Genomic DNA, 20367 nt, shown 5'->3' with positions numbered 1-20367 from the left:
GTTGTCTCCCGTTCAAGCGGACCACCAAGGCGGTAATCGATATATCACTGCGATTGCCACAACTAGAATCCAAACAATTGTAATTGGATGAATACCTTCCACCCTAATCGCATAATTTGGTCATAACGATAGCGAGGAAAAGTCGCTCTAAACCATAGAAATAAAAACATAAAGAAGAATGTTTTTAACAGAAGCCAATGAAAACCATCACCTAAAATAAAGACTCCATCAACCCAATCTTTTGGAAATGGTGATAGCCAGCCACCCGTAAACATTAGCGCAGTAAGTGCTGAAACCAAAATCATATTAGCGTATTCAGCAAGGAAAAAAATCGCGAAGGCCATGCCCGAATACTCAACATGAAAACCTGCGACGATTTCAGATTCACCTTCTGCAACGTCGAAAGGAGCGCGATTAGTCTCAGCAACCCCAGAAATTAAATAAACACCAAACAGTGGCAATAACGGCAACCAGAACCAAGTCAATATATTTCCCGTTTGGGCAGTAACTATGTCACCAAGATTTAGGCTTCCTGCCGCAACCAAAACGCCAACAAGTGCAAATCCCATGGCGATTTCATAAGCAACGATTTGTGCTGCAGAACGCATTGCACCAAGTAGCGCATACTTAGAATTAGAAGACCAACCAGCAATGATAATCCCGTATACGCCTAATGAGGTCATTGCTAAAACATATAGTAACCCGGCGTTAATATCTGCAAGTACTAAGTTTTCGTCGAATGGAAATACTGCCCAAGCCGCAAGTGCAGGTGCAATAGCTATCATCGGAGCCATTAAAAAAAGTTTTTTATCAGATTTGGTCGGAATGATGATTTCTTTCATCATTAATTTAACCGCATCTGCGATAGGCTGTAGCCAGCCACGCCAACCAACGCGATTAGGACCGATACGAACTTGAATATAACCAATAACTTTGCGTTCAGCGTAGGTGTAATAAGCCACCAATCCCAGCAAAGGTAAAACAATAATAGCGATCTTAAGTAAAATCTGGATCACCAACGGCAGTGCGTTCCAAAGTTGAATCATCTTTGCCTCGTCACTTTTTGCCAGTGGTTATGAGATTTACTACACCAATTTGCACACCAAGTTCCGCACTTTCTTTAATGCCTGCTGGAATATAAGCGCACCCTAATGGAATACGATGGTCAATAAAAATCTGCGCTGCACATTCGTAGTCATCTTGTTTTAACGTCACCCAATCTGATGATGAAACCTTCTCATATTTTGCTTGATCAGGGTGTAAGTAAACTCCAAAAGCTGACCGTGTTGTCTCGGTATATTGCAATGGTAGCGCACGACGCACGAGAGGATCGATAGCATTGATTGGTACGCTACCAATGCGCATTAGTTCACTTTCAATAGGCTGTGTTGTTATTTCAAAATCACGATACGGATGGTTGTTAGGTGAGTCAATACAAAGGGCAACAAGTTCATCGTGCACTTGAGCACTATCACGATAATCAAAAGTTTTCAAATCTAAAAGATTTCCCAAAACCCGCAATACTTTCCAGCCCGGACGCGCTTCGTTTGGTGGCGGCACAGCGCCTTGAAATCGTTGCCAAGTTCCACTGCCATTTATGTAAGTGCCTGATGTTTCAGCAAAAGATGCTATCGGTAGTAACACATCTGCTGCTGCTTCCAATGATGAAGAACGAAAGGCTGAAAACGCCAACACAAAATCAGCTTTCTTGCATGTATTCATGGCTTTAGCAGGATTATTCAAATCCAGATTTGGCTCTATTCCCCAAAGCACCAATGTTTTTAGCTGTTTTTCTAGCATTTCTACAGATGTAAAACCAATCTGAACAGAAGGTTTAGCACCCGCTAATCTTTGCGGATGTGCACCGGCAAAATAAGCGCCAACACTATTAGCAGCGGCAGGTAGATAGCCAATTTTACAATGGGTGATATCAGCAATTGCGTAAGCAAATGCTTTTAGAAGAGTGAAGTTGGGGTGTGCTGTGGCAATCGCCCCCATTAGAATTAACCCTTGTTCTTTTTGCCCAGATTGCGTCAAACAATTTGCAGCGGCAATTTGTAGATCATTTGGTTCGCTGGCAATAATTAATTCCTGCATTATGCCTGAATTAGATATACCCAAAACCTTGGCAATTGCTGCCAAATTTCTAATCATTTCAGCAGGAGTGCTAACGAGTTGATATGCCGCATGATGCAATTCAAGCTGAAATGGATTGATACAGAATACTTGTCCATTTGAGAGGGCAGCTTTGCGAATACGATGTGCAAGCAGCGGTTGTTCCTGACGCAGATCAGTACCAATCAATAGGATTCCCTGTTGCCGTTCTAATTCAACAATTGGAACGCCTAGCCAAGGCAATAGCGGATCGGCAGCATCACCGGCAAAATCCTGTTGACGTAAACGATGATCGATATTTGGACAGCCTAAATCTCGAGCAACACGTTGAGCAAGATAGAGTTCTTCTAGTGTAGCCGTCGGTGACATTAGCCAGCCCATTGCAGCCGGATCAGCAGATTTAAGTCGCTCTGCTACTAATGTGAGTGCGTTTGACCAATTTGTTTCGCACCAAACACCATTTTGTTTAATCATTGGTACTGTCAAACGATCTTCACTAGTAAGACCGATATAACTATAGCGATCACGATTTGAAAGCCAAGTTTCATTGACTAATTCATTTTCATTTGGTTGAACTCGCATCACCTTACCACGCCGAATATGGAGTCGGAGATTTGATCCAACGCCATCATGCGGTGCAATGCTATTTGCGTTAGTCAATTCCCAAGCCCGAGCGGTAAACCGATAAGGTTTAGACGTCAGAGCACCAACCGGACACAAATCAATAATATTACCTGAAAGTTCGTGATTAATAGCGTGAGCGACAAAGGTGCCAATTCGCATATCTTCACCACGTCCAGTCGCTCCTAATTCGCGCACTCCAGTAATTTCTGCGCAAAAGCGCACACAACGGGTGCACTGAATACAACGAGTCATATCAGTGGCAATTAATGAACCAAAGTCTTCATCAATAACAACACGTTTGCTTTCATTGAAATGCGAAATGTCATCACCATAACCCATGGCAACATCTTGTAATTCGCATTCACCACCTTGATCGCAAATTGGGCAATCGAGTGGATGGTTAATCAGCAAAAACTCCATCGTGCCCTGTTGAGCTTCAATCGCTTTTGGTGATTGCGTCCATACTTCATGCCATTGCTAACTGGCGTCGCGCAAGCGGGAATTGGTTTAGGAAAAGGACGACCGCCTTGTTCCGCCTCAACCAAACACATTCGGCAATTGGCGGCAATAGATAACTTTTTGTGATAGCAGAAGCGAGGGATGGAAATACCAACACGATCAGCGACCGCAATAATCATCTCTCCTGGTGTCGCTTCACAGGTGCGACCATTGATCTCGATGGTGATCTTGTCCGTCATGGTTTATCTGTTTTAGTCAATCCGCGGCCGATTCAAAATCGTGCGTCGTTGAGGAGCTTTGGCGAACGTCCGTGCTGAGTGCTCGCAAAGCAAGCATTCGCCCGATTCTTGTTGTGTAATCAAGCCAAACTCTAGGCTGTTAAACTACGACCATGTTCAATGAAATAAATAAACTCATGCCGATAATGCTTTATAAAACTTTGGATGGGCATTGCCGCTGCATCGCCAAGAGCACAAATTGTACGTCCGCCAATACGTCCCGCAACACTATCAAGTAATACTAAATCCTCAGCGCGACCCTTCCCATTTAGAATACGACTAAGCACCCGTGCCAGCCAGCCAGTGCCTTCTCGACATGGAGTACACTGACCGCAAGATTCATTCATATAAAAATGCGACAAATTATGTAATAGCTTGACCATACAGGTTCCCTCAGCAATAACAATAACCGCACCTGATCCTAACATAGAGCCTACTTTAGCAATGCTGTCATAATCCATGTCTACGGTCATCATAATGTCACCTGGAACTACTGGTACAGATGATCCACCAGGAATGACTGCTTTTAATGGTCGTGCATCTAAAACACCGCCAGCTAATTCCAATAAATCTTTAAATGCAGTGCCTAAAGGTATTTCAAAGTTGCCGGGTTGATTGACGTGACCACTCACTGAAAACAGCTTGGGTCCACCATTATTAGGGCGTCCTTGCTCTAAAAACCAGCGACCACCTTTTTCTAAAATAACCGGAATTGAAGCTAGAGTTTCAGTGTTATTAATTGTCGTTGGTTTGCCATAAAGACCATATTGCGCTGGAAAAGGTGGTTTAAAGCGTGGTTGCCCTTTTTTCCCTTCTATAGATTCAAGCAATGCAGTTTCTTCACCGCAAACATAAGCGCCAGCACCAAGATGCGTGTATAGATCAAAATCAACGCCAGAACCAAGAATATTTTTACCTAATAAGCCAACGGAATAGGCTTCTTTAATTGCTTCCTCAAAACGATTTGCGGGTTCATAAAACTCGCCACGAATGTAGTTGTATCCAACAGTCGCGCCAATACAATAGCCAGCAATCGCCATACCCTCAATTAATTGATGTGGGTTGTAGCGTAAAATATCACGATCCTTACAGGTACCTGGCTCACCTTCATCGGAATTGCAGATAATATACTTTTGATCTGTAGTGCGCGGCATGAAGCTCCATTTCAATCCAGTTGGAAAGCCAGCACCACCACGTCCACGCAGATTTGATGCCTTTACTTCATCAATTAAGTGATTTGGATCGATTTGCTCTCGCAAAATCTTTTCCCATTGCGTATAGCCACCAAGACTGCGGTATGCATCAAACGTATGTCGAATAGAAACATCAAGATGAAAGTTGCGAAAGCAGACAGTATTCTGATTCTGGATCATGATCTCACTCCAAGCCATCGATCAGTTTGTCCAGCGCATCAGTGGATAAATTTTCGTAGTAGATTTTATCAAGCATTACCGCAGGAGCATCCCTACAAGCGCCTAAACATTCAACTTCTTTAAAGGTGAAGCGACCATCTGCTGTTGTTTCACCTTGCTGAACACCATATTTGTGTTCAATGTGATGAATTAATTGTTCAGAGCCGCGCAGTAAACAAGACACACTATTACAAATACAAACTTTGTGTTTACCCTGAGGTTTTAAATTATACATGCCGTAAAAAGTAGCAACTTCGTAAACGGAAATTGCTGGCATATCTAAATAAGTTGCAATGTCATCCATCAATTCGCGGGTCAACCAACCGCCATTGACATCTTGCACCAACGTTAATACGGGCATTACGGCAGACTGTTTCCATTCTGGCGGATATTTAGAAATGTACGCATCAATCGCATCACGAATCTCAGCAGTAAAAAACTTCGATTTATCACAGTCGTAAACAACAGTAAGAGGCGTATTACGGAAGCTCATTAGCGATCAATCTCCCCAAATACGATATCTAAAGTACCAATAATTGCCACGACATCAGCTAACATATGTCCCTTAGACATTTCATCTAAAGCTGCAAGATGTGGAAAACCAGGAGCTCGCACTTTTAAGCGATAAGGTTTATTTGCTCCATCAGAAATAATGTAGCAGCCAAATTCACCTTTTGGTGCTTCAACGGCAGCATAAACCTCACCTTCGGGTGGACAATAACCTTCACTAAATAGCTTGAAATGGTGAATCAAACTTTCCATGTCAGTTTTCACTGATGCACGTGATGGTGGCACAACTTTGTGATCATCAACCATTACAGCGCCAGGATTAGCGCGTAACCATTTGACACATTGTTGAATAATTCGATTAGATTGTCGCATTTCTTCCATACGCACCAAATAGCGGTCGTAGCAGTCGCCATTTACGCCGACAGGAATATCGAAATCAATTTTCCCATAGGCTGCGTATGGTTGTTTTTTGCGCAAATCCCACTCAATTCCAGAACCACGTATCATCGGACCAGTAAAGCCTAATTGCAGCGCCCGCTCAGGAGAAACAACACCAATACCGACTGTACGTTGTTTCCAAATACGGTTGTCTGTTAATAGGGTTTCATATTCATCAACATAATTGGGGAAACGAAACGTAAAATCTTCAATAAAATCTAGCAGCGAACCTTGACGAGCATCGTTACGTTGCGCAATGGTCTTTGCACTATGCCACTTTGAGCTACCTTGATATTTTGGCATTTCACTTGGCAAATCACGATACACACCACCAGGTCGATAATATGTTGCATGTAAACGTGCGCCCGATACAGCTTCATAGCAGTCAAGTAAATCTTCGCGTTCTCTAAAGCAATACAAAAAAATACTCATAGCACCAATATCTAACCCATGAGCGCCAAGCCACATGAGATGATTTAAAATGCGCGTAATTTCATCAAAAAGGGTTCTAATATATTGCGCTCTTTCTGGTGCTTCAATACCAAGCAACTTCTCAATAGCGCGAACATATCCATGTTCGTTACACATCATTGATACATAATCTAACCGATCCATATAACCAATGTTTTGGTTATACGGTTTATATTCTGCCAGTTTTTCTGTACCCCGATGTAATAAACCAATATGTGGATCAGCTCGTTCAATGGTTTCGCCATCCATCTCTAATACGAGACGCAGTACACCATGCGCTGATGGGTGTTGAGGACCAAAATTAAGTGTGTAGTTGCGAATTTCAGGCATCAGTTAACTCCTTCCTTGTCCTGATCAGTCCTAATATAACGACTATCTTTGCGGATTACTTTTGGAACCAAAACTCGCGGTTCAACTGATACCTGCTGATAGATAACGCGCTTTAGTTCAGAATCATAACGCATTTCGACCTGACCACTTAATGGAAAATCTTTACGGAAAGGATGACCAATAAAACCATAGTCCGTTAAAATTCGACGTAAGTCAGGATGACCACGAAAAAGAATTCCGTAAAGATCAAATGCTTCACGTTCAAACCAATTAGATGCAGACCAAATAGGGACAACTGAATCGACAAGCGGATGACAACTATCTACATAGGTACGCAAACGTAAACGTTGATTATTAGTTATTGATAGTAAATGATAAACCACAGCAAATCGTTTGGAGTTATCGATTTCAAAATTAAAATCTCGATCTACACCACGCCCAAATCCAGTATAAGACACATTTTCGGTGTCCCACTCAGCCTGCCCAAAAGTTGAGTAATCAACACCGCAAAGATCAATTAATTGCTCAAAATAAAAATCTGGGTGGTCATGCAAAATCTCTGCAACCTTAATTAGTTGCGTAGAGGGAACAATTAGGGTCAATTCACCAAATTCAGCTACTAAATCACAACCAATCTCCGTAAAATGCTTGCGCACAAGGGCAGCAAATTTATCGAGTTTAGTGCTGTTGATTGAAGAGCTTGTGGTCATTTGATTATGCACTCAGCGAGCAATCGTGTTTGTACGGCGAATTTTATTCTGAAGCTGCAAAATACCATAAAGCAAAGCTTCGGCTGTTGGTGGACAACCAGGCACATAAATATCAACGGGAACAATACGATCACAACCGCGCACTACGGCATAAGAATAGTGGTAATAGCCGCCGCCATTAGCACATGAACCCATTGAAATTACCCAGCGCGGTTCAGCCATTTGATCATAGACTTTACGAAGAGCCGGAGCCATTTTATTGACTAATGTTCCAGCAATAATCATAACATCGGATTGACGTGGACTAGGGCGAAAGACAATTCCAAAGCGATCCAAGTCATAACGCGCAGCGCCTGCGTGCATCATTTCTACAGCACAGCAAGCTAAACCAAAGGTCATTGGCCAAAGCGAACCAGTTCTAGCCCAATTGATAAGTTTATCTGCTGTTGTCGTAATAATGCTTTCTTCGAGCAGCCCCTCTATTCCCATTCCAATGCCCCTTTTTTCCATTCGTAGATAAAGCCAACGACCAGAATACCAAGGAAAATTGTCATAACCCAAAATGCAGTCATTCCAAGGTCGTTAAGTACAACCGCCCACGGAAAAAGAAAGGCAATTTCCAAGTCAAAGACAATGAATAGAATTGCAACTAAATAAAAGCGCACGTCAAACTTGAGCCGAGCGGTCTCAAATGCTTCAAAACCACACTCATAGGGAGCGTTTTTATCTTTATCTGGATGATGTGGACCAAGGAAATAGCCCATTAAAAGTGGACCAACACCTACCAATATTCCGACAAGGATAAACATCAAAATCGGAAGATAGTTGTTAAGCACTGTGTCCTCCCACTATCGTTCTTATAATATATTAGGTGAGATCAAAGTCTAATTCAGCTATCACTGATATGTCAACTGAAAGAAAAAAGATTCGCTTTACCACAAAATAAAACGGCACACTAGATTAAACAGAGTGTACCGTTTTTTAATTGGTGCCGACGGCCAGACTCGAACTGGCACAGCTTACGCCACTACCCCCTCAAGATAGCGTGTCTACCAATTTCACCACGTCGGCAATAAACATTTACTCTTTTCCACTTTCAGGATTGGGTGTGCTAGGCAGTATTGGAACATCTGTTTGAGAGTGTTCTTCTATAGCACTTTCAGGAACGGTAGGTATATCTGATGGAGAAGTTTTTTCTAGTTTCATTGACTGATCACTTACTGTTGTGTCATCAATTTGCTCCATCAACCCAACCGGTTCATGTCCTTGAGTTGCATAGTAAGCGAGCGCCATACTCGTTAAAAAGAACAACGTCGCAATAATAGCGGTGATACGTGTTAAAAACGACCCTGTTCCTTGAGAGCCAAATACTGTTTGCGATGCACCACTTCCAAAAGCAGCGCCAGCATCTGCGCCTTTCCCATGCTGGATAAGCACTAATCCAATGAGTCCTATTGATAAGAAAACTTGGGCAATTGTTAAAATTGTGTGCATAGAAATTATTTTGTAATTCAGACTTTAATTCTGTGACGCAACGGTATCACCAGCGCGACAGATTGCTAAAAAATCATTAGCAACCAGCGATGCACCACCAATTAAACCACCATCAATATCTGACTGAGATAATAGGTCACAAGCGTTTTCTGCTTTCATACTTCCGCCATAGAGTATTCTGATTTTCTCAGCAATCACTAAACTGTGACTAGCAATCTTTTGACGAATAAAAGCATGAACACTCTGAGCCTGTTCTGGCGTTGCGGTTTTTCCTGTACCAATTGCCCAAACTGGTTCGTAAGCTATTTCTATGTTATTAAAAATGTCAATACCAATTTGTGTGATAACACCATCAAGCTGAGTACTAATAACAGACTCGGTTTGCTCTTGCTCGCGTTGATTTAGTGTTTCACCAACGCACAGAATAGCTCTCATTCCTTTTTCTACACAAATCGACACTTTTTCTGCAATGATTGCGTCGGTTTCGCCATAATACTCACGACGTTCTGAATGTCCGCAAATGACATATTGACAACCAAAGTTAGCGAGCATACTGGCAGAGACTTCGCCAGTGTAAGCGCCAGACTCTTTAGTAGAGGTGTTCTGTGCACCAAGTTTAATTGAAGTTCCAGAAAGCAAGCGTTCACTAAGGTCAAGGAAAGGAAATGATGGACAAACCACAACTTCGGTTTTTGAAATTGTTGATGCTCCATTGATAACATTCGATAAAAGCGTTTCAACGCTTGATCGATTGCCATTCATTTTCCAGTTTCCTGCAATCAAAGGTTGACGCATAGCGAGACTCCATAAATTGAGTTAGCGATCATAGCCAGTTTTTTGCAGAATTCAAGCGTGAGTTTGATCGTCAAATAAAACGCTTTATCTATAAAACCTTATAAACTAAGCACATAATCCTTTTAAGACTAACGACATGACAAAAACTAGCAAGAGCAAGACCATGGGCAACGCGACCATCGCCCTGAACAAAAAGGCAGGTCACGATTTTTTCATCGAACAACGCATTGAGACGGGTTTAGTGCTTGAAGGTTGGGAAGTCAAGAGCTTACGAGCAGGACGCATTCAACTCAAGGAAAGCTACGTCAAAATTTTGCACGGTGAGTGCTTTTTAATTGGCACTCACATTTCGGCACTTGCCGCTGCATCGACGCACGTTAATCCTGATCCAACACGCAGCCGGAAGCTGCTACTTAAACGCTATGAGCTTAACCGATTGATTGGGTTGACTGAACGTTCTGGATATACCCTTATTCCCACCGCGATGTACTGGAAACACGGACGCGCCAAACTCGAAATTGGTTTGGCTAAGGGCAAGAAACAACACGATAAACGCTCCACGGAGAAGGATCGTGATTGGCAACGCGATAAAGAACGGCTGTTCAAAACCGGTTGAGCTTGCCGGGTCATCATTGCAAGTCTATAGTTGACAGTCTCACTTGGGGGCGACATGGCTTCGACGTGGGTCGCAAAACCTAAGGTGCATGTCGAGGTGCGGTTTACCTCGTAAATCCAGCCGCAAACTTATAGTTGCCAACGACGACAACTACGCTCTCGCTGCTTAACCCAGCGAGCCTCTGACCGTCTCTCGCCTGTGGGCGGCGGGTTCCAGGGGTAACATTACACAGGATCGCGGAGATGGGCGTTCGGACCTGATCTGCTAAAACTAACGAAATCGCCGACACGTCGCCCTGCCATTCGGGCGTGTGAAGGTTAAAAACAATTGAATTGGCTAAACATGTAGAACCAAGGGCAGAGGGCTTGCGGACGCGGGTTCGATTCCCGCCGCCTCCACCAACTTCTGTATTGAAAACCCGCCTAGTGCGGGTTTTTTTATGTCTCGTGGTATCGAAATTCCCGCCACATCAGGATTGACAAACGATTTGGTATATTAGAAACTACTGATGTACTGAAGTTTGATCCTCCAGTACATTCCTCCATCCTCCTTTGGTGGTAATTTTTTTTAAGCGCGACACATCGTCGCGCTTTTTTTTGCGCCGATTTAATTCACGCCACACTGAATTTCAGCGCATTACGAACGCGCTCCGGTGTGGTCGTTGCGCCAATCAACTGCGCAGCAATCAGCGCATCAATCATTCGTTCGGCGTTTAACCAATCTGCATCCGCCGACCCCGGCGCAAAATGGCGGCGTTCCGCTAAATAATAGGCCGCCAGCGCAATCATTTCGTGGCGCTGTTCGGCAGTTGGAGTCTTAATACAAGATGTCGTCATCAATCAACATTCTCCAGCAGATTGTCGTGATCCGCGTTTAGCTTGGGTCTGAGACACGTATAATCGCGTTTTTTGCAGCAAAGATCAGCGGTCGATTAAGCGCACCGCCAGCTTGTCGCAATCCTAATCTCTCCCGATTTCAGCGCAGAGGAACTCTCCATGACCACAGCAGCGCCGTCCGTATTTCGGAGGACACTGATCGCATTCGGCAGTTTTCGCCGTATTTTCAAAGACCCAGATTTTGCGCAAGCCGTCGCGCAGTTGGCGACAGATGACGACATCTCGCCGCCAGCTTCTGTTGTTGCGCCAGCGCCAGCCGCAATTCCACTCGCCACTGCTGCACCCGATGCCGCATTACTGTTGCTCGGTTTATTGCAACGCGAGGGGCGATTAGTCGATTTCCTGCACGAAAACATCCAAAGCTATTCCGATCAAGAAGTTGGCGCAGCAGCCCGCGTGGTGCATCACGGCTGCCAGCGCGTACTCAACGAATATCTCACCATCACGCCAGTGCGCGACGAACTGGAAGGCAGCCGCGTCACGCTGCAGCGCGGATTTGATGCCTCCGCGATTCGCCCGACCGGACAAGTCGTTGGTGAACCGCCGTTTACTGGAACCCTGCTGCATCGCGGTTGGCGCGTCGCCGAAACCCGCTTGCCACAACTCACCAGCACCCACGATCTGCGCATCCTCGCTGCTGCGGAGGTGGAACTGTGAATCATCCGCGTTATGCCGTCGGCATTGATTTGGGCACGACGCACTGCGCGTTGTCTTACGTTGATTCAGAAAAAAGCGAGGGCGAGCAGATTGTTCAAGCCTTGCTGTTGATTCCACAACTGGTTTCGCCCGGCGCAGTGGAAGCGCGACCGCTGCTGCCTTCGTTTTTATATTTGCCGCACCGGGATGAATTTCGCGCCGGCGATCTCGGTTTGCCTTGGCACACCGACGCCACCCGCATCGGCGGTGAGCTGGCGCGGCAACAAGGAATGACCACGCCAATCCGCTTGATTTCCAGCGCCAAAAGCTGGCTGTGTCATCCCGACATCGACCGCAAAGCCGCCTGTTTACCGGCAGGAGCGCCAGCGGAAATTCCGCAAATTTCCCCGTTTGACGCCAGCGTGCAATTTCTCGCCCATCTGCGCGATGCGTGGAACGGGCTGCATCCTTACGCGCCGCTGCATCAGCAAGCCGTCACCGTCACAGTGCCCGCATCATTTGATCCGGCAGCGCGGGAATTGACGGCCGAAGCAGCGCGAGCGATTGGCATCGAGCAACTGGTGCTGTTGGAAGAGCCGCAAGCCGCGCTGTATAGCTGGGTGAATGACAGCGAAGGCGAGTGGCGGCAGCAAGTGCAGGTCGGCGATGTGATTTTGGTGGTCGATGTCGGTGGCGGCACGACGGATTTATCGTTGATCGCAGTGACGGAAAATGACGGTGCGTTAGAACTGACGCGGGTTGCAGTCGGCGAACACATTTTACTCGGCGGCGACAACATGGATTTGGCGCTGGCGTATTTATTGAAAACCAAGCTGGCGCACACCGGCGTGGAATTGGATCGCTGGCAAGTGCAGGCGCTCACGCACGGTTGTCGGCAGGCGAAGGAAACGCTGCTGGCTGATGCGACGCTGGCGCAGGTTCCGGTGGTCGTACCCAGTCGCGGTTCGCGGTTGATTGGCGGCAGTATTCGTACCGAATTGACCCGCGCTGAAATCGAAGCCAGTTTGATCGAGGGCTTTTTCCCAGCGGTTGCAGCCAGTGCTCGCCCAGTCAATCGTCCACGCGGCGCATTGACCAAAGTCGGTTTGCCTTACGCCCAAGACCCAGCCGTCACGCGCCATCTCGCCGCTTTTCTCGCCCGTCAAGCTGGCGCAACTGGCGATCTCGCCGGTTTTGTGGCGCAGCATCCCGACGCCAGCTTTTTGCGCCCGACGGCAGTGCTGTTTAACGGCGGCGTGTTCAAAGCCACGCCGCTGCAAGCGCGAGTGCTGGAAGTGCTCAATCAATGGCTGGCGAGCGAATCTGCCCCAGCAGCGCGATTGTTAATTGCCCGCGATTTGGACTTAGCCGTGGCGCGGGGCGCAGCATTTCATGCGCATGTTCGCCGTCATGGTGGAGTGCGGATTCGCGGCGGTACGTCGCACAGTTATTACGTCGGCGTGGAAAGTGCGATGCCGGCAATTCCCGGCATGGAACCGGAAATTCAGGCGCTATGTGTGGTTCCGTTTGGATTAGAAGAAGGTTCGCCGCCGGTTGCGCCGCCACAGGAATTCGGGCTGGTGGTCGGCGAGCCGGTGCGGTTTCGGTTTTTCGGTTCCAGCGTGCGCCGCGAGGATCAAGTCGGCGATTTATTGGAAGAATGGAACGCGGATGAGCTGGACGAAATGGCGGAAATTCAAACCACGCTTTCGACCACCACGCGCAAACCGGGCGAAGTTGTCGCCGTGCAATTGCAGGCAGCAGTCACCGAAGTTGGAACGCTCGAATTGACAGCAATTCCGGTGGATGCTGGCGGAGAACACTGGAATGTTGCATTTAATACGCGTGGTCATCAGGCATGATTGATTCACGCTGAGAGATAACGGCGGTGGTGCAAACTGACTGCGTTACAATTATTCACCTGATCTTTGACGAAATAACACTGCGTTAGGAAGCAAGCGAATGCCAAAAAAGCCAACTGGATCAAAACAGATACCGACTGTGCAACCTAGCGCGGTCAAGCCCACTGCCGCTGCGCCAGCAGTAGAAACTGTTGTGCCAGACGTTATCCCCGTCGCGGTTACGACTACAGAAGAAATTAAAGCGGCTGCGCCTGCGCCAGAACATGCACCAACTGCATCGGCAGTGGAACCGAGCGGCGATTCCGCACCAGCGACAACCAAATCACGGCGGCGTTCTACAAGTAAATCTGAAGCAACCCAACTGATTGAGCCTGCTGTTGACGTGCCGGTTGCTGCTGCGATTGCCGAGGTCGTCAACGCAGAAATCATTGTCACACCAACAGATGAAATTGCACCCGCAGTTGCAGAAATTCCAATTGCTGCTGAAACGACAGTGATGATTGAAATAACCCCAGAATTTGTACTGGAACCAGCATTTCCATCGGTTATTGAACCTGAATCGGTTGTAGCAATAGAACCAGAGCCAGAACGGGCACTAGAAGTTATTGCTGAACCACCGCCGCCCGCACCAGCGCGTCCCAATCTATTTATTGTACACATCACGCCAGAATTGGCTGCGGTCGCTAAAGTAGGTGGATTAGCGGATGTCGTATTTGGTTTAAGTCGTGAATTAGCAATTCGCGGCAATCACGTTGAAATCATTTTGCCCAAGTATTCCTCCATGCGGCATGACCAAATTTATGCTATGCAAGAGGTTTATCACGATTTATGGGTGCCTTGGTATGACGGCGCAATTCATTGCACTGTATTCTTTGGTTTTGTCCATGACCGCAAATGTTTTTTCATTGAACCGCATTCACCGGATAACTTCTTTAATCGCGGCAGCATTTACGGGTTCAAAGATGATGTGCTGCGTTATGCTTTTTTCTCTCGCGCCGCAATGGAATTCTTATGGAAATCCGGCAAACATCCCGACGTGATTCATTGCCACGATTGGCAAACCGCATTGGTTCCAGTGTTTTTGTATGAATTTTATCAATCGCTGGGTATGACGCATCCACGAGTTTGTTTAACAATTCATAACTTTGCACATCAGGGTGTCACCGGTGTTGAGATTCTTCATGCCACTGGTTTACATCGACCTGAGCGATTTTTTGATCCCACGCGCATGGCGGATAATCGTCATCCTCGCGCCTTGAATTTGCTTAAAGGTGGCATCGTTTACGCGAATTTCGTCACCACCGTATCGCCGCGTTATGCGTTTGAAACCAAAGATCAAGGGCAAGGATTTGGTTTAGAATCAACATTACACACCCATCATATTAAATACGGTGGCGTCGTGAATGGCATTGATTACGACGTGTGGAATCCAGAAGTAGATCATCAAATTCCGACGCGCTATAACATTGAAACGATTGAGGGTAAATACGACAATAAACGGGCACTGCGTCACCGCTTAATGCTCGCTGATAATGACAAACCAATTGTCGCTTTTATTGGGCGACTTGATCCACAAAAGGGTCTTGAATTGGTACGTCACGCCATTTTTTATACCTTGGAACGCGGCGCACAATTTGTATTGCTTGGCTCTAGTCCCGATGAACGAATTAACGGCGATTTCTGGGGATTAAAACGGATGCTCAATGACAGCCCTGACTGTCATTTAGAAATTGGTTTTGATGAAGATTTATCACATCTTATTTATGCTGGCGCAGACATGATGTTAGTGCCGAGTCGTTTTGAGCCTTGCGGTCTCACGCAACTCATCGCATTACGCTATGGCACTATTCCAGTCGTCCGTGCAATTGGCGGATTAGCCGACACCGTATTTGATAAAGATTTTTCTGATCGCCCGCTTCATGCGCGTAATGGTTACGTTTTCCAAGATTACGATAATCCAGGTCTTGAATCTGCATTGGGTCGTGCCATCGCTTGCTACCGCAATCACCCCGATCATTTCCGTGAATTGATGAAAAACGCCATGCGTTCGGATTATTCGTGGAATGTACCGGGACAAGATTATTTGAACATCTACGATTACATCCGCGATGTTTAAATTGTTTTATCTATAAAATCTTAGCGTCACATGATTTTAATATGTGACGTCTTCAGATTAAATAACACTTCGTATTCTCGATATCTGCTAATTGCAGCAAGGTAAATAAAGTAATGAAGATTTATAATCTGTTTCCACGGCTTGCTGGACATTTTGATCGCTGGGAACCACATTTGAAACGTGCTGCTGCGATGGGTTTTGATTGGGTATTTGTCAATCCAATTCAGAAAACAGGACGCTCAGGCAGCCTGTATTCAATTGCCGATTACTTTGCAATTAACAAAGATTTTCTAAATTCTAGCACTGATATTTCTCCTAAAGAACAGGTGCTAGCAATGGTGGCGCAAGCCGAAAATCATGGTTTATCAATGATGATTGATCTCGTTATTAATCACTGTGCTATTGATTCTGATTTAGTTAAAGAACACCCTGAATGGTTTTTGCGTGATGGTAAAAAAGTTGCCAATCCATTTTGTGTTGAACCTGATGGTAGTAAAGTTGTTTGGTATGATTTAGCACAATTCGATCACGCTAATTCATCAGCTCGTACTGCGCTATTAGATTACTGCGTTAAATTGGTGTTATATTTAATTGGTATTGGGTTTCGTGGTTTTCGTTGTGATGCCGCTTATCAACTCCCTAAAGCAACTTGGACGCAACTAATTCAGCGCGTTCGTAAAATGCACCCAAATACGGTCTTTATTGCTGAAACTCTTGGATGCTCACCAGAACAAACTAAGGATACCGCTACGGCTGGTTTTGATGCAGTTTTTAACAGTTCAAAGTGGTGGGATTTCAGTAGTGATTGGTTGCTTGATCAATATGAATTAACGCGCTATGTTGCACCATCAATTAGCTTTCCAGAAAGTCACGATACCGAGCGTTTATTTAGCGAGTCCGGTAGCAACTTGAATGCGATGAAACAGCGTTATCTGTTTGCAACGCTTTTTTCAACTGGAGTGATGATTCCAATTGGCTTTGAGTATGGTTTTCGCAGCCGCCTTGATGTAGTGAACACTCGTTCGGAACAATGGGAAACACCCAATGTTGATTTGACGCATTTTATTGCTGAGATCAATCGTATTAAAGACGATTATCCGGTATTTCAGAGCGAAGGCGCGATTAAAAAAATTGAATTACAGAATTCAGCAGTGTTGTTATTACACAAATGTCATCCCAAAGGTACGGGTGAAGCATTACTAATCATTAATAAAGACCCATGGAATCGTCAGCATTTACAAATCGATAATTTGTATCGTTATCTTAAAAAACCAGCGCCACTACTTGATGTATCTCCGGAATGGCCAATGGATTATTTGCCAACTCCTTTTGAATTTGAACTTGCACCGGGAATGGGTCGTATTTTAGTCACCACGCCCTAATCAAAGCCGCTTATTAACTCGTGTGATCGAGTACGCGAGTTAACAAGCCATTTTGCGCATCTATGTCTGGCAATAGAATACGTACTTGCCAACCTGAACCGGGCGCAATTAACAGTACTTCACCATCTAATGTTTGCATCTGTGTTAATTGAAACAACTGATTTTCTTTTGGGGTTATCAGTTCTAAATAATCTCCGACGGCAAAGCGATTTTTAACCGTCACTTTTACCCATTCTGTCGTGTCATCGCGTTCATTCAGTTCACCAACAAAAATACGGCGATGATTGCGTGATGCTCCATCTGCATAATTCTGTAATTCACTTGCTGAATGTCGCTGATAGAAGCCCTCGGTATAGCCGCGATTAGATAAGCCTTCTAAATCTAACAATAACTCAGGACGATAGGTGCGACCGGCAAGTGCATCATCAATTGCTGCTCGATAAACTTGCGCAGTACGTGCGACATAATAATGTGATTTAGTACGACCTTCTATTTTAAGACAATCAATTCCAATTGCGACTAATCGCTCAATGTGTGCAACCGCTTGTAAATCCCGTGAATTGAGAATGTAAGTGCCATGTTCGTCTTCGAAAATTGGCATCAATTCGCCGGGGCGCTTACCTTCTTCCAATAAATAAACAGCATCTACTGCGTGATGATGCTCAACATTTGGTTCGGCATTTTTTAATCGATATTGCCAACGGCATGAATTAGTACAGCTGCCTTGATTGGCGTCGCGGTGATTAAAATAACCTGATAATAAGCAGCGTCCAGAATAAGCGATGCACAGTGCACCATGAATAAATACTTCTAATTCAATATCAGGACAGGCGGCACGAATATCAGCAATTTCATCAAGTGATAGTTCTCTCGATAAAATAACGCGCTCAACTCCCTGTTTTGCCCAAAAACGCACTGCTTCTGCATTCACTGTGTTCGCTTGTACCGAAAGGTGAATTGATTGCTCAGGCCAGTGTTCGCGTATTAATAGTAAAATACCTGGATCAGCGACAATAAGTGCATCTGGTTTTAATGCAATAATTGGAGCAAGATCAGTAACGAATGTGCGTATTTTTGCGCCATGTGGCATTAAATTAGTTGCTAAATAAAAGCGTTTACCCTGTGCGTGTGCTTCAGTAATTCCAATGGCGAGATTAGCGGCATTAAAGTCATTATTACGCACTCTTAAACTGTAACGCGGTAGCCCTGCATATACTGCGTCTGCGCCATAAGCAAAAGCATAACGTTGATTGCGAAGGCTTCCGGCAGGCGAAAGTAATTCAGGACGATGTAACATGATGATTAATTCAATTTAACTAAAAAAGTTAGGTGTTCACTGTTACCGACAAGTTTTTTGCGTTCAATTTCAACTGGCAATATTTGATTAGGTGCATGATCGAGAAGTGCAATGCGAATGTCGGAATAGTTAGTGATGGGTGTTGTTCCAATACGAATAATACGGTCGCCAACGATTAACCCTGCTATTTTTGCACCACTTGAATCTACAAAATCTTTACAATCATTCCGTTACCATCGGTGCTGGGATCAAGCATTACGCCAAGTAAACCTGCGGTGGTAATTCTGCTGATTGTGGGTATAGTAAAAAATCGGCAATTGTTGTGTTAGGTGTATATGCTGTGCCATTCAATAATACCGCAATGTTAACTGCTTTCCGTCGTAATAATCGATTTGGAATGCCTTGTCGATATTCGAGATGTCCAGCTCCAGCGAATACGATAAGTGTGCGATCAGGATAATAATTAGTGCTTGTGCAGCTCGGTCTGCCATGCCTTCATCCCACAGTAGTTGCACATCTAAAAAATGCTCAAAATTAATCTTTTGTGTATTCGGATGCTGATTAAAAACCGCTTCAATACGTTGTCGGTAAGAGGAATTACTGCGATCAATATCAGTGGGATTTTTGCTTTCTCAGTTTCATTTAATCCTTCGATACCGCTAATACCTACTTTACTGGTTAATTCTACATCTAAATTAAGTGCAATCACTGGAATTCGGTGGCTGCGAGCAAAATGTAATAATGGTCGATATAGTCGGTAATCATAACGCCAACGTTCAAAATATTCAGTGCGACGTAATAATTCAGCGTCATCAATACTGCCAGCAATAAAGGCATCAAGTGCTGCTTGAAAAGGCTGTTGGAAACTTTCCATGCCAATGACAAGTGCATGTCCTCGCGCTTGTAAACCTTCAATAATTGCTAATTGATTGAGATGATCTTCATAACGATCATGCTGTTCGCCAACAAAAATAACCCGCTGATCAGTAATGCGTTCTAATAATTGATTCATTGTAGTAAGTTGCGTTGTATCTAATACAGTAACTAGCAATTCAGGCGGTGTTGCTACAACGACATTTGTAAAAATAATGATGCTGGTTGTCAAAATACGAAATAGTAAAGAAGACATGAATTGTTTTCCTAATTATTTTGATGTTGATGAATATGCTTGATGTCATGCCATGAATATCAGTATGACAAAAACATATAGAAATCTACTGACTAAAAGAGTGGCTTATTGCAGAAGAAACATGAACATCAAATCCTAATAGATTTGATTATAGATGTGTTTTTGCTAGACAAAAAAATAGGCGGATGATACGCAAGGTATCACCGCCTATCGACGCGAAAGACTGGTTTTTACTGAGCTTGGGTTGCAGCAACTGGAGCAACAACAGCAGCAGGCGCAGCGACGCGTACGGAATCTTTGAAGCCGTAGCCTGGCAGAGCCAGTGCATAGCTGTGAATCATCCACATCTGAACAAACAGAATACCGAAGAAAGGCACCATCCAAGTTGCTGGATTGATAACGGTCCAAATCTTCCAATCTTCTTCAGGATGGTTAGGAGCGGCAACAGATGGATCGGCAAACATGACAGGTACTTGCATTGGAAATCTCCTCAGAAAAGTAAATAGTTCTTAGAACCAGGGTTGATAGACCCAAGTGACGACGTGAACTGCGCACGCGATCATCACCCAGCTCCAAGTGCCATGCTTCCAATGCTCATGGAATTCTTTTGCTTGTGCATCGGTCAAACCAGACAGGTTCTTTGCTGCTTCTGCCATCGACTTATCCTCATTTTGGCTGTAAGTGACGCACACCTAAATGATGTGCAACTAGGCTTGCCGTCAGGCTGCGAACCCTGTTATTAAGTCCAGAATCGAAGCCATCAGCAGCGCATGGGTGTTAGTCTAACCTGACATTCA

Annotated in this window: 19 protein-coding genes, 1 tRNA gene, 1 other RNA gene and 2 pseudogenes; 6 read left to right on the top strand and 17 right to left on the bottom strand. The window is 44.9% G+C overall.

All coding sequences use genetic code 11. The annotated features are described in order from the left end of the window. Positions 1-12 precede the first annotated feature (12 nt). The 12 genes and pseudogenes from nuoH to tpiA all read right to left on the bottom strand — a co-directional run bounded on the left by nuoH (position 13) and on the right by tpiA (position 9636). Positions 13-1046: pseudogene (nuoH, locus tag CXB77_RS02275) on the bottom strand (NADH-quinone oxidoreductase subunit NuoH). Positions 1047-1056: 10 nt separating this feature from the next. Next, the gene (gene nuoG / locus CXB77_RS02270) at positions 1057-3159 is read right to left on the bottom strand and encodes an NADH-quinone oxidoreductase subunit NuoG (protein WP_347338029.1); all 2103 of its coding nucleotides are present in this window, start codon (positions 3157-3159) and stop codon (positions 1057-1059) included. Then, positions 3144-3377: a 2Fe-2S iron-sulfur cluster-binding protein gene (locus CXB77_RS23460; protein WP_347338033.1), complete on the bottom strand. Its 234-nt coding sequence runs from the start codon at positions 3375-3377 to the stop codon at positions 3144-3146. Before CXB77_RS23460 ends, nuoG begins: the two co-directional genes overlap by 16 nt. 191 nt (positions 3378-3568) lie before the next feature. Beyond that, positions 3569-4849 (bottom strand): NADH-quinone oxidoreductase subunit NuoF, encoded by a 1281-nt coding sequence (gene nuoF / locus CXB77_RS02265; RefSeq protein ID WP_105072691.1) that lies wholly within the window; start codon positions 4847-4849, stop codon positions 3569-3571. Between the two features lie 4 nt (positions 4850-4853). Then, positions 4854-5381 carry an NADH-quinone oxidoreductase subunit NuoE gene (gene nuoE / locus CXB77_RS02260; RefSeq protein ID WP_105072631.1) on the bottom strand — a complete coding sequence of 176 codons (528 nt, stop codon included), beginning with the start codon at positions 5379-5381 and terminating at the stop codon, positions 4854-4856. Next, complete coding sequence (locus tag CXB77_RS02255; RefSeq protein ID WP_105072630.1) at positions 5381-6637, bottom strand: NADH-quinone oxidoreductase subunit D; 1257 nt, start codon at positions 6635-6637, stop codon at positions 5381-5383. The genes nuoE and CXB77_RS02255 overlap by 1 nt, the downstream gene beginning before the upstream one ends. Next, complete coding sequence (locus CXB77_RS02250) at positions 6637-7347, bottom strand: NADH-quinone oxidoreductase subunit C (protein ID WP_105072629.1); 711 nt, start codon at positions 7345-7347, stop codon at positions 6637-6639. The genes CXB77_RS02255 and CXB77_RS02250 overlap by 1 nt, the downstream gene beginning before the upstream one ends. Before the next feature lie 12 nt (positions 7348-7359). Then, positions 7360-7836, bottom strand: coding sequence for a NuoB/complex I 20 kDa subunit family protein (locus CXB77_RS02245; RefSeq protein WP_105072628.1), 477 nt, complete (start codon positions 7834-7836; stop codon positions 7360-7362). Then, positions 7827-8183 carry an NADH-quinone oxidoreductase subunit A gene (locus CXB77_RS02240; protein WP_105072627.1) on the bottom strand — a complete coding sequence of 119 codons (357 nt, stop codon included), beginning with the start codon at positions 8181-8183 and terminating at the stop codon, positions 7827-7829. The genes CXB77_RS02245 and CXB77_RS02240 overlap by 10 nt, the downstream gene beginning before the upstream one ends. Positions 8184-8333: 150 nt before the next feature. Beyond that, positions 8334-8418, bottom strand: a tRNA-Leu gene (locus CXB77_RS02235). 9 nt (positions 8419-8427) lie between these two features. Further along, positions 8428-8841 carry a preprotein translocase subunit SecG gene (secG, locus tag CXB77_RS02230; RefSeq protein ID WP_105072626.1) on the bottom strand — a complete coding sequence of 138 codons (414 nt, stop codon included), beginning with the start codon at positions 8839-8841 and terminating at the stop codon, positions 8428-8430. Positions 8842-8865: 24 nt separating this feature from the next. Continuing rightward, complete coding sequence (gene tpiA, locus CXB77_RS02225) at positions 8866-9636, bottom strand: triose-phosphate isomerase (protein WP_105072625.1); 771 nt, start codon at positions 9634-9636, stop codon at positions 8866-8868. A 136-nt stretch (positions 9637-9772) separates the two neighbouring features. Between tpiA and smpB the strand changes: the two genes are divergently transcribed. Beyond that, positions 9773-10252 carry an SsrA-binding protein SmpB gene (gene smpB / locus CXB77_RS02220; RefSeq protein WP_105072624.1) on the top strand — a complete coding sequence of 160 codons (480 nt, stop codon included), beginning with the start codon at positions 9773-9775 and terminating at the stop codon, positions 10250-10252. Positions 10253-10297: 45 nt separating this feature from the next. Then, positions 10298-10653, top strand: a transfer-messenger RNA (tmRNA) gene (gene ssrA, locus CXB77_RS02215). Between the two features lie 210 nt (positions 10654-10863). On the opposite strand, the gene CXB77_RS02210 is transcribed toward ssrA, so the two are convergent. After that, positions 10864-11088 carry a DUF2934 domain-containing protein gene (locus CXB77_RS02210; RefSeq protein WP_105072623.1) on the bottom strand — a complete coding sequence of 75 codons (225 nt, stop codon included), beginning with the start codon at positions 11086-11088 and terminating at the stop codon, positions 10864-10866. A 159-nt stretch (positions 11089-11247) separates the two neighbouring features. On the opposite strand from CXB77_RS02210, the gene CXB77_RS02205 reads away from it, so the two are divergent. The 4 genes from CXB77_RS02205 (at position 11248) to CXB77_RS02190 (ending at position 17144) form a co-directional block, all read left to right on the top strand. Next, entirely contained in the window at positions 11248-11805 is a 558-nt protein-coding gene (locus tag CXB77_RS02205; RefSeq protein ID WP_105072622.1) for a DUF2760 domain-containing protein, read from the top strand. Next, the gene (locus CXB77_RS02200) at positions 11802-13646 is read left to right on the top strand and encodes an Hsp70 family protein (protein ID WP_105072621.1); all 1845 of its coding nucleotides are present in this window, start codon (positions 11802-11804) and stop codon (positions 13644-13646) included. Before CXB77_RS02205 ends, CXB77_RS02200 begins: the two co-directional genes overlap by 4 nt. Positions 13647-13746: 100 nt before the next feature. Further along, positions 13747-15762 carry a glycogen synthase gene (gene glgA / locus CXB77_RS02195; RefSeq protein WP_105072620.1) on the top strand — a complete coding sequence of 672 codons (2016 nt, stop codon included), beginning with the start codon at positions 13747-13749 and terminating at the stop codon, positions 15760-15762. Positions 15763-15875: 113 nt separating this feature from the next. Then, positions 15876-17144: an alpha-amylase family glycosyl hydrolase gene (locus CXB77_RS02190; RefSeq protein WP_105072619.1), complete on the top strand. Its 1269-nt coding sequence runs from the start codon at positions 15876-15878 to the stop codon at positions 17142-17144. Between the two features lie 13 nt (positions 17145-17157). On the opposite strand, the gene yegQ is transcribed toward CXB77_RS02190, so the two are convergent. The 4 genes and pseudogenes from yegQ to pufB all read right to left on the bottom strand — a co-directional run bounded on the left by yegQ (position 17158) and on the right by pufB (position 20226). Continuing rightward, the gene (gene yegQ, locus CXB77_RS02185; RefSeq protein WP_105072618.1) at positions 17158-18441 is read right to left on the bottom strand and encodes a tRNA 5-hydroxyuridine modification protein YegQ; all 1284 of its coding nucleotides are present in this window, start codon (positions 18439-18441) and stop codon (positions 17158-17160) included. Positions 18442-18788: 347 nt separating this feature from the next. After that, positions 18789-19453 (bottom strand): annotated as a pseudogene (locus tag CXB77_RS20845) (ChaN family lipoprotein). A gap of 347 nt (positions 19454-19800) precedes the next feature. Beyond that, positions 19801-20049, bottom strand: a complete 249-nt coding sequence (pufA, locus tag CXB77_RS02175) for a light-harvesting antenna LH1, alpha subunit (RefSeq protein WP_105072617.1) — start codon at positions 20047-20049, stop codon at positions 19801-19803. A gap of 30 nt (positions 20050-20079) precedes the next feature. Beyond that, the gene (pufB, locus tag CXB77_RS02170; protein ID WP_105072690.1) at positions 20080-20226 is read right to left on the bottom strand and encodes a light-harvesting antenna LH1, beta subunit; all 147 of its coding nucleotides are present in this window, start codon (positions 20224-20226) and stop codon (positions 20080-20082) included. Positions 20227-20367: the final 141 nt, after the last annotated feature.

Origin of the sequence: Chromatium okenii, assembly GCF_002958735.1 — a bacterium.
GTDB lineage: Bacteria > Pseudomonadota > Gammaproteobacteria > Chromatiales > Chromatiaceae > Chromatium > Chromatium okenii_A.
This window is presented reverse-complemented; position numbering and strand designations above follow the sequence as displayed.

What these genes read in the sequence shown, in the direction of transcription:
- nuoG (WP_347338029.1), bottom strand. Translation starts at nt 3,159, where the DNA reads ATGGAGTTTTTGCTGATTAACCATCCACTCGATTGCCCAATTTGCGAT.
- CXB77_RS23460 (WP_347338033.1), bottom strand. Translation starts at nt 3,377, where the DNA reads ATGATTATTGCGGTCGCTGATCGTGTTGGTATTTCCATCCCTCGCTTC.
- nuoF (WP_105072691.1), bottom strand. Translation starts at nt 4,849, where the DNA reads ATGATCCAGAATCAGAATACTGTCTGCTTTCGCAACTTTCATCTTGAT.
- nuoE (WP_105072631.1), bottom strand. Translation starts at nt 5,381, where the DNA reads ATGAGCTTCCGTAATACGCCTCTTACTGTTGTTTACGACTGTGATAAA.
- CXB77_RS02255 (WP_105072630.1), bottom strand. Translation starts at nt 6,637, where the DNA reads ATGCCTGAAATTCGCAACTACACACTTAATTTTGGTCCTCAACACCCA.
- CXB77_RS02250 (WP_105072629.1), bottom strand. Translation starts at nt 7,347, where the DNA reads ATGACCACAAGCTCTTCAATCAACAGCACTAAACTCGATAAATTTGCT.
- CXB77_RS02245 (WP_105072628.1), bottom strand. Translation starts at nt 7,836, where the DNA reads ATGGGAATAGAGGGGCTGCTCGAAGAAAGCATTATTACGACAACAGCA.
- secG (WP_105072626.1), bottom strand. Translation starts at nt 8,841, where the DNA reads ATGCACACAATTTTAACAATTGCCCAAGTTTTCTTATCAATAGGACTC.
- tpiA (WP_105072625.1), bottom strand. Translation starts at nt 9,636, where the DNA reads ATGCGTCAACCTTTGATTGCAGGAAACTGGAAAATGAATGGCAATCGA.
- smpB (WP_105072624.1), top strand. Translation starts at nt 9,773, where the DNA reads ATGACAAAAACTAGCAAGAGCAAGACCATGGGCAACGCGACCATCGCC.
- CXB77_RS02210 (WP_105072623.1), bottom strand. Translation starts at nt 11,088, where the DNA reads ATGACGACATCTTGTATTAAGACTCCAACTGCCGAACAGCGCCACGAA.
- CXB77_RS02205 (WP_105072622.1), top strand. Translation starts at nt 11,248, where the DNA reads ATGACCACAGCAGCGCCGTCCGTATTTCGGAGGACACTGATCGCATTC.
- glgA (WP_105072620.1), top strand. Translation starts at nt 13,747, where the DNA reads ATGCCAAAAAAGCCAACTGGATCAAAACAGATACCGACTGTGCAACCT.
- CXB77_RS02190 (WP_105072619.1), top strand. Translation starts at nt 15,876, where the DNA reads ATGAAGATTTATAATCTGTTTCCACGGCTTGCTGGACATTTTGATCGC.
- yegQ (WP_105072618.1), bottom strand. Translation starts at nt 18,441, where the DNA reads ATGTTACATCGTCCTGAATTACTTTCGCCTGCCGGAAGCCTTCGCAAT.
- pufA (WP_105072617.1), bottom strand. Translation starts at nt 20,049, where the DNA reads ATGCAAGTACCTGTCATGTTTGCCGATCCATCTGTTGCCGCTCCTAAC.
- pufB (WP_105072690.1), bottom strand. Translation starts at nt 20,226, where the DNA reads ATGGCAGAAGCAGCAAAGAACCTGTCTGGTTTGACCGATGCACAAGCA.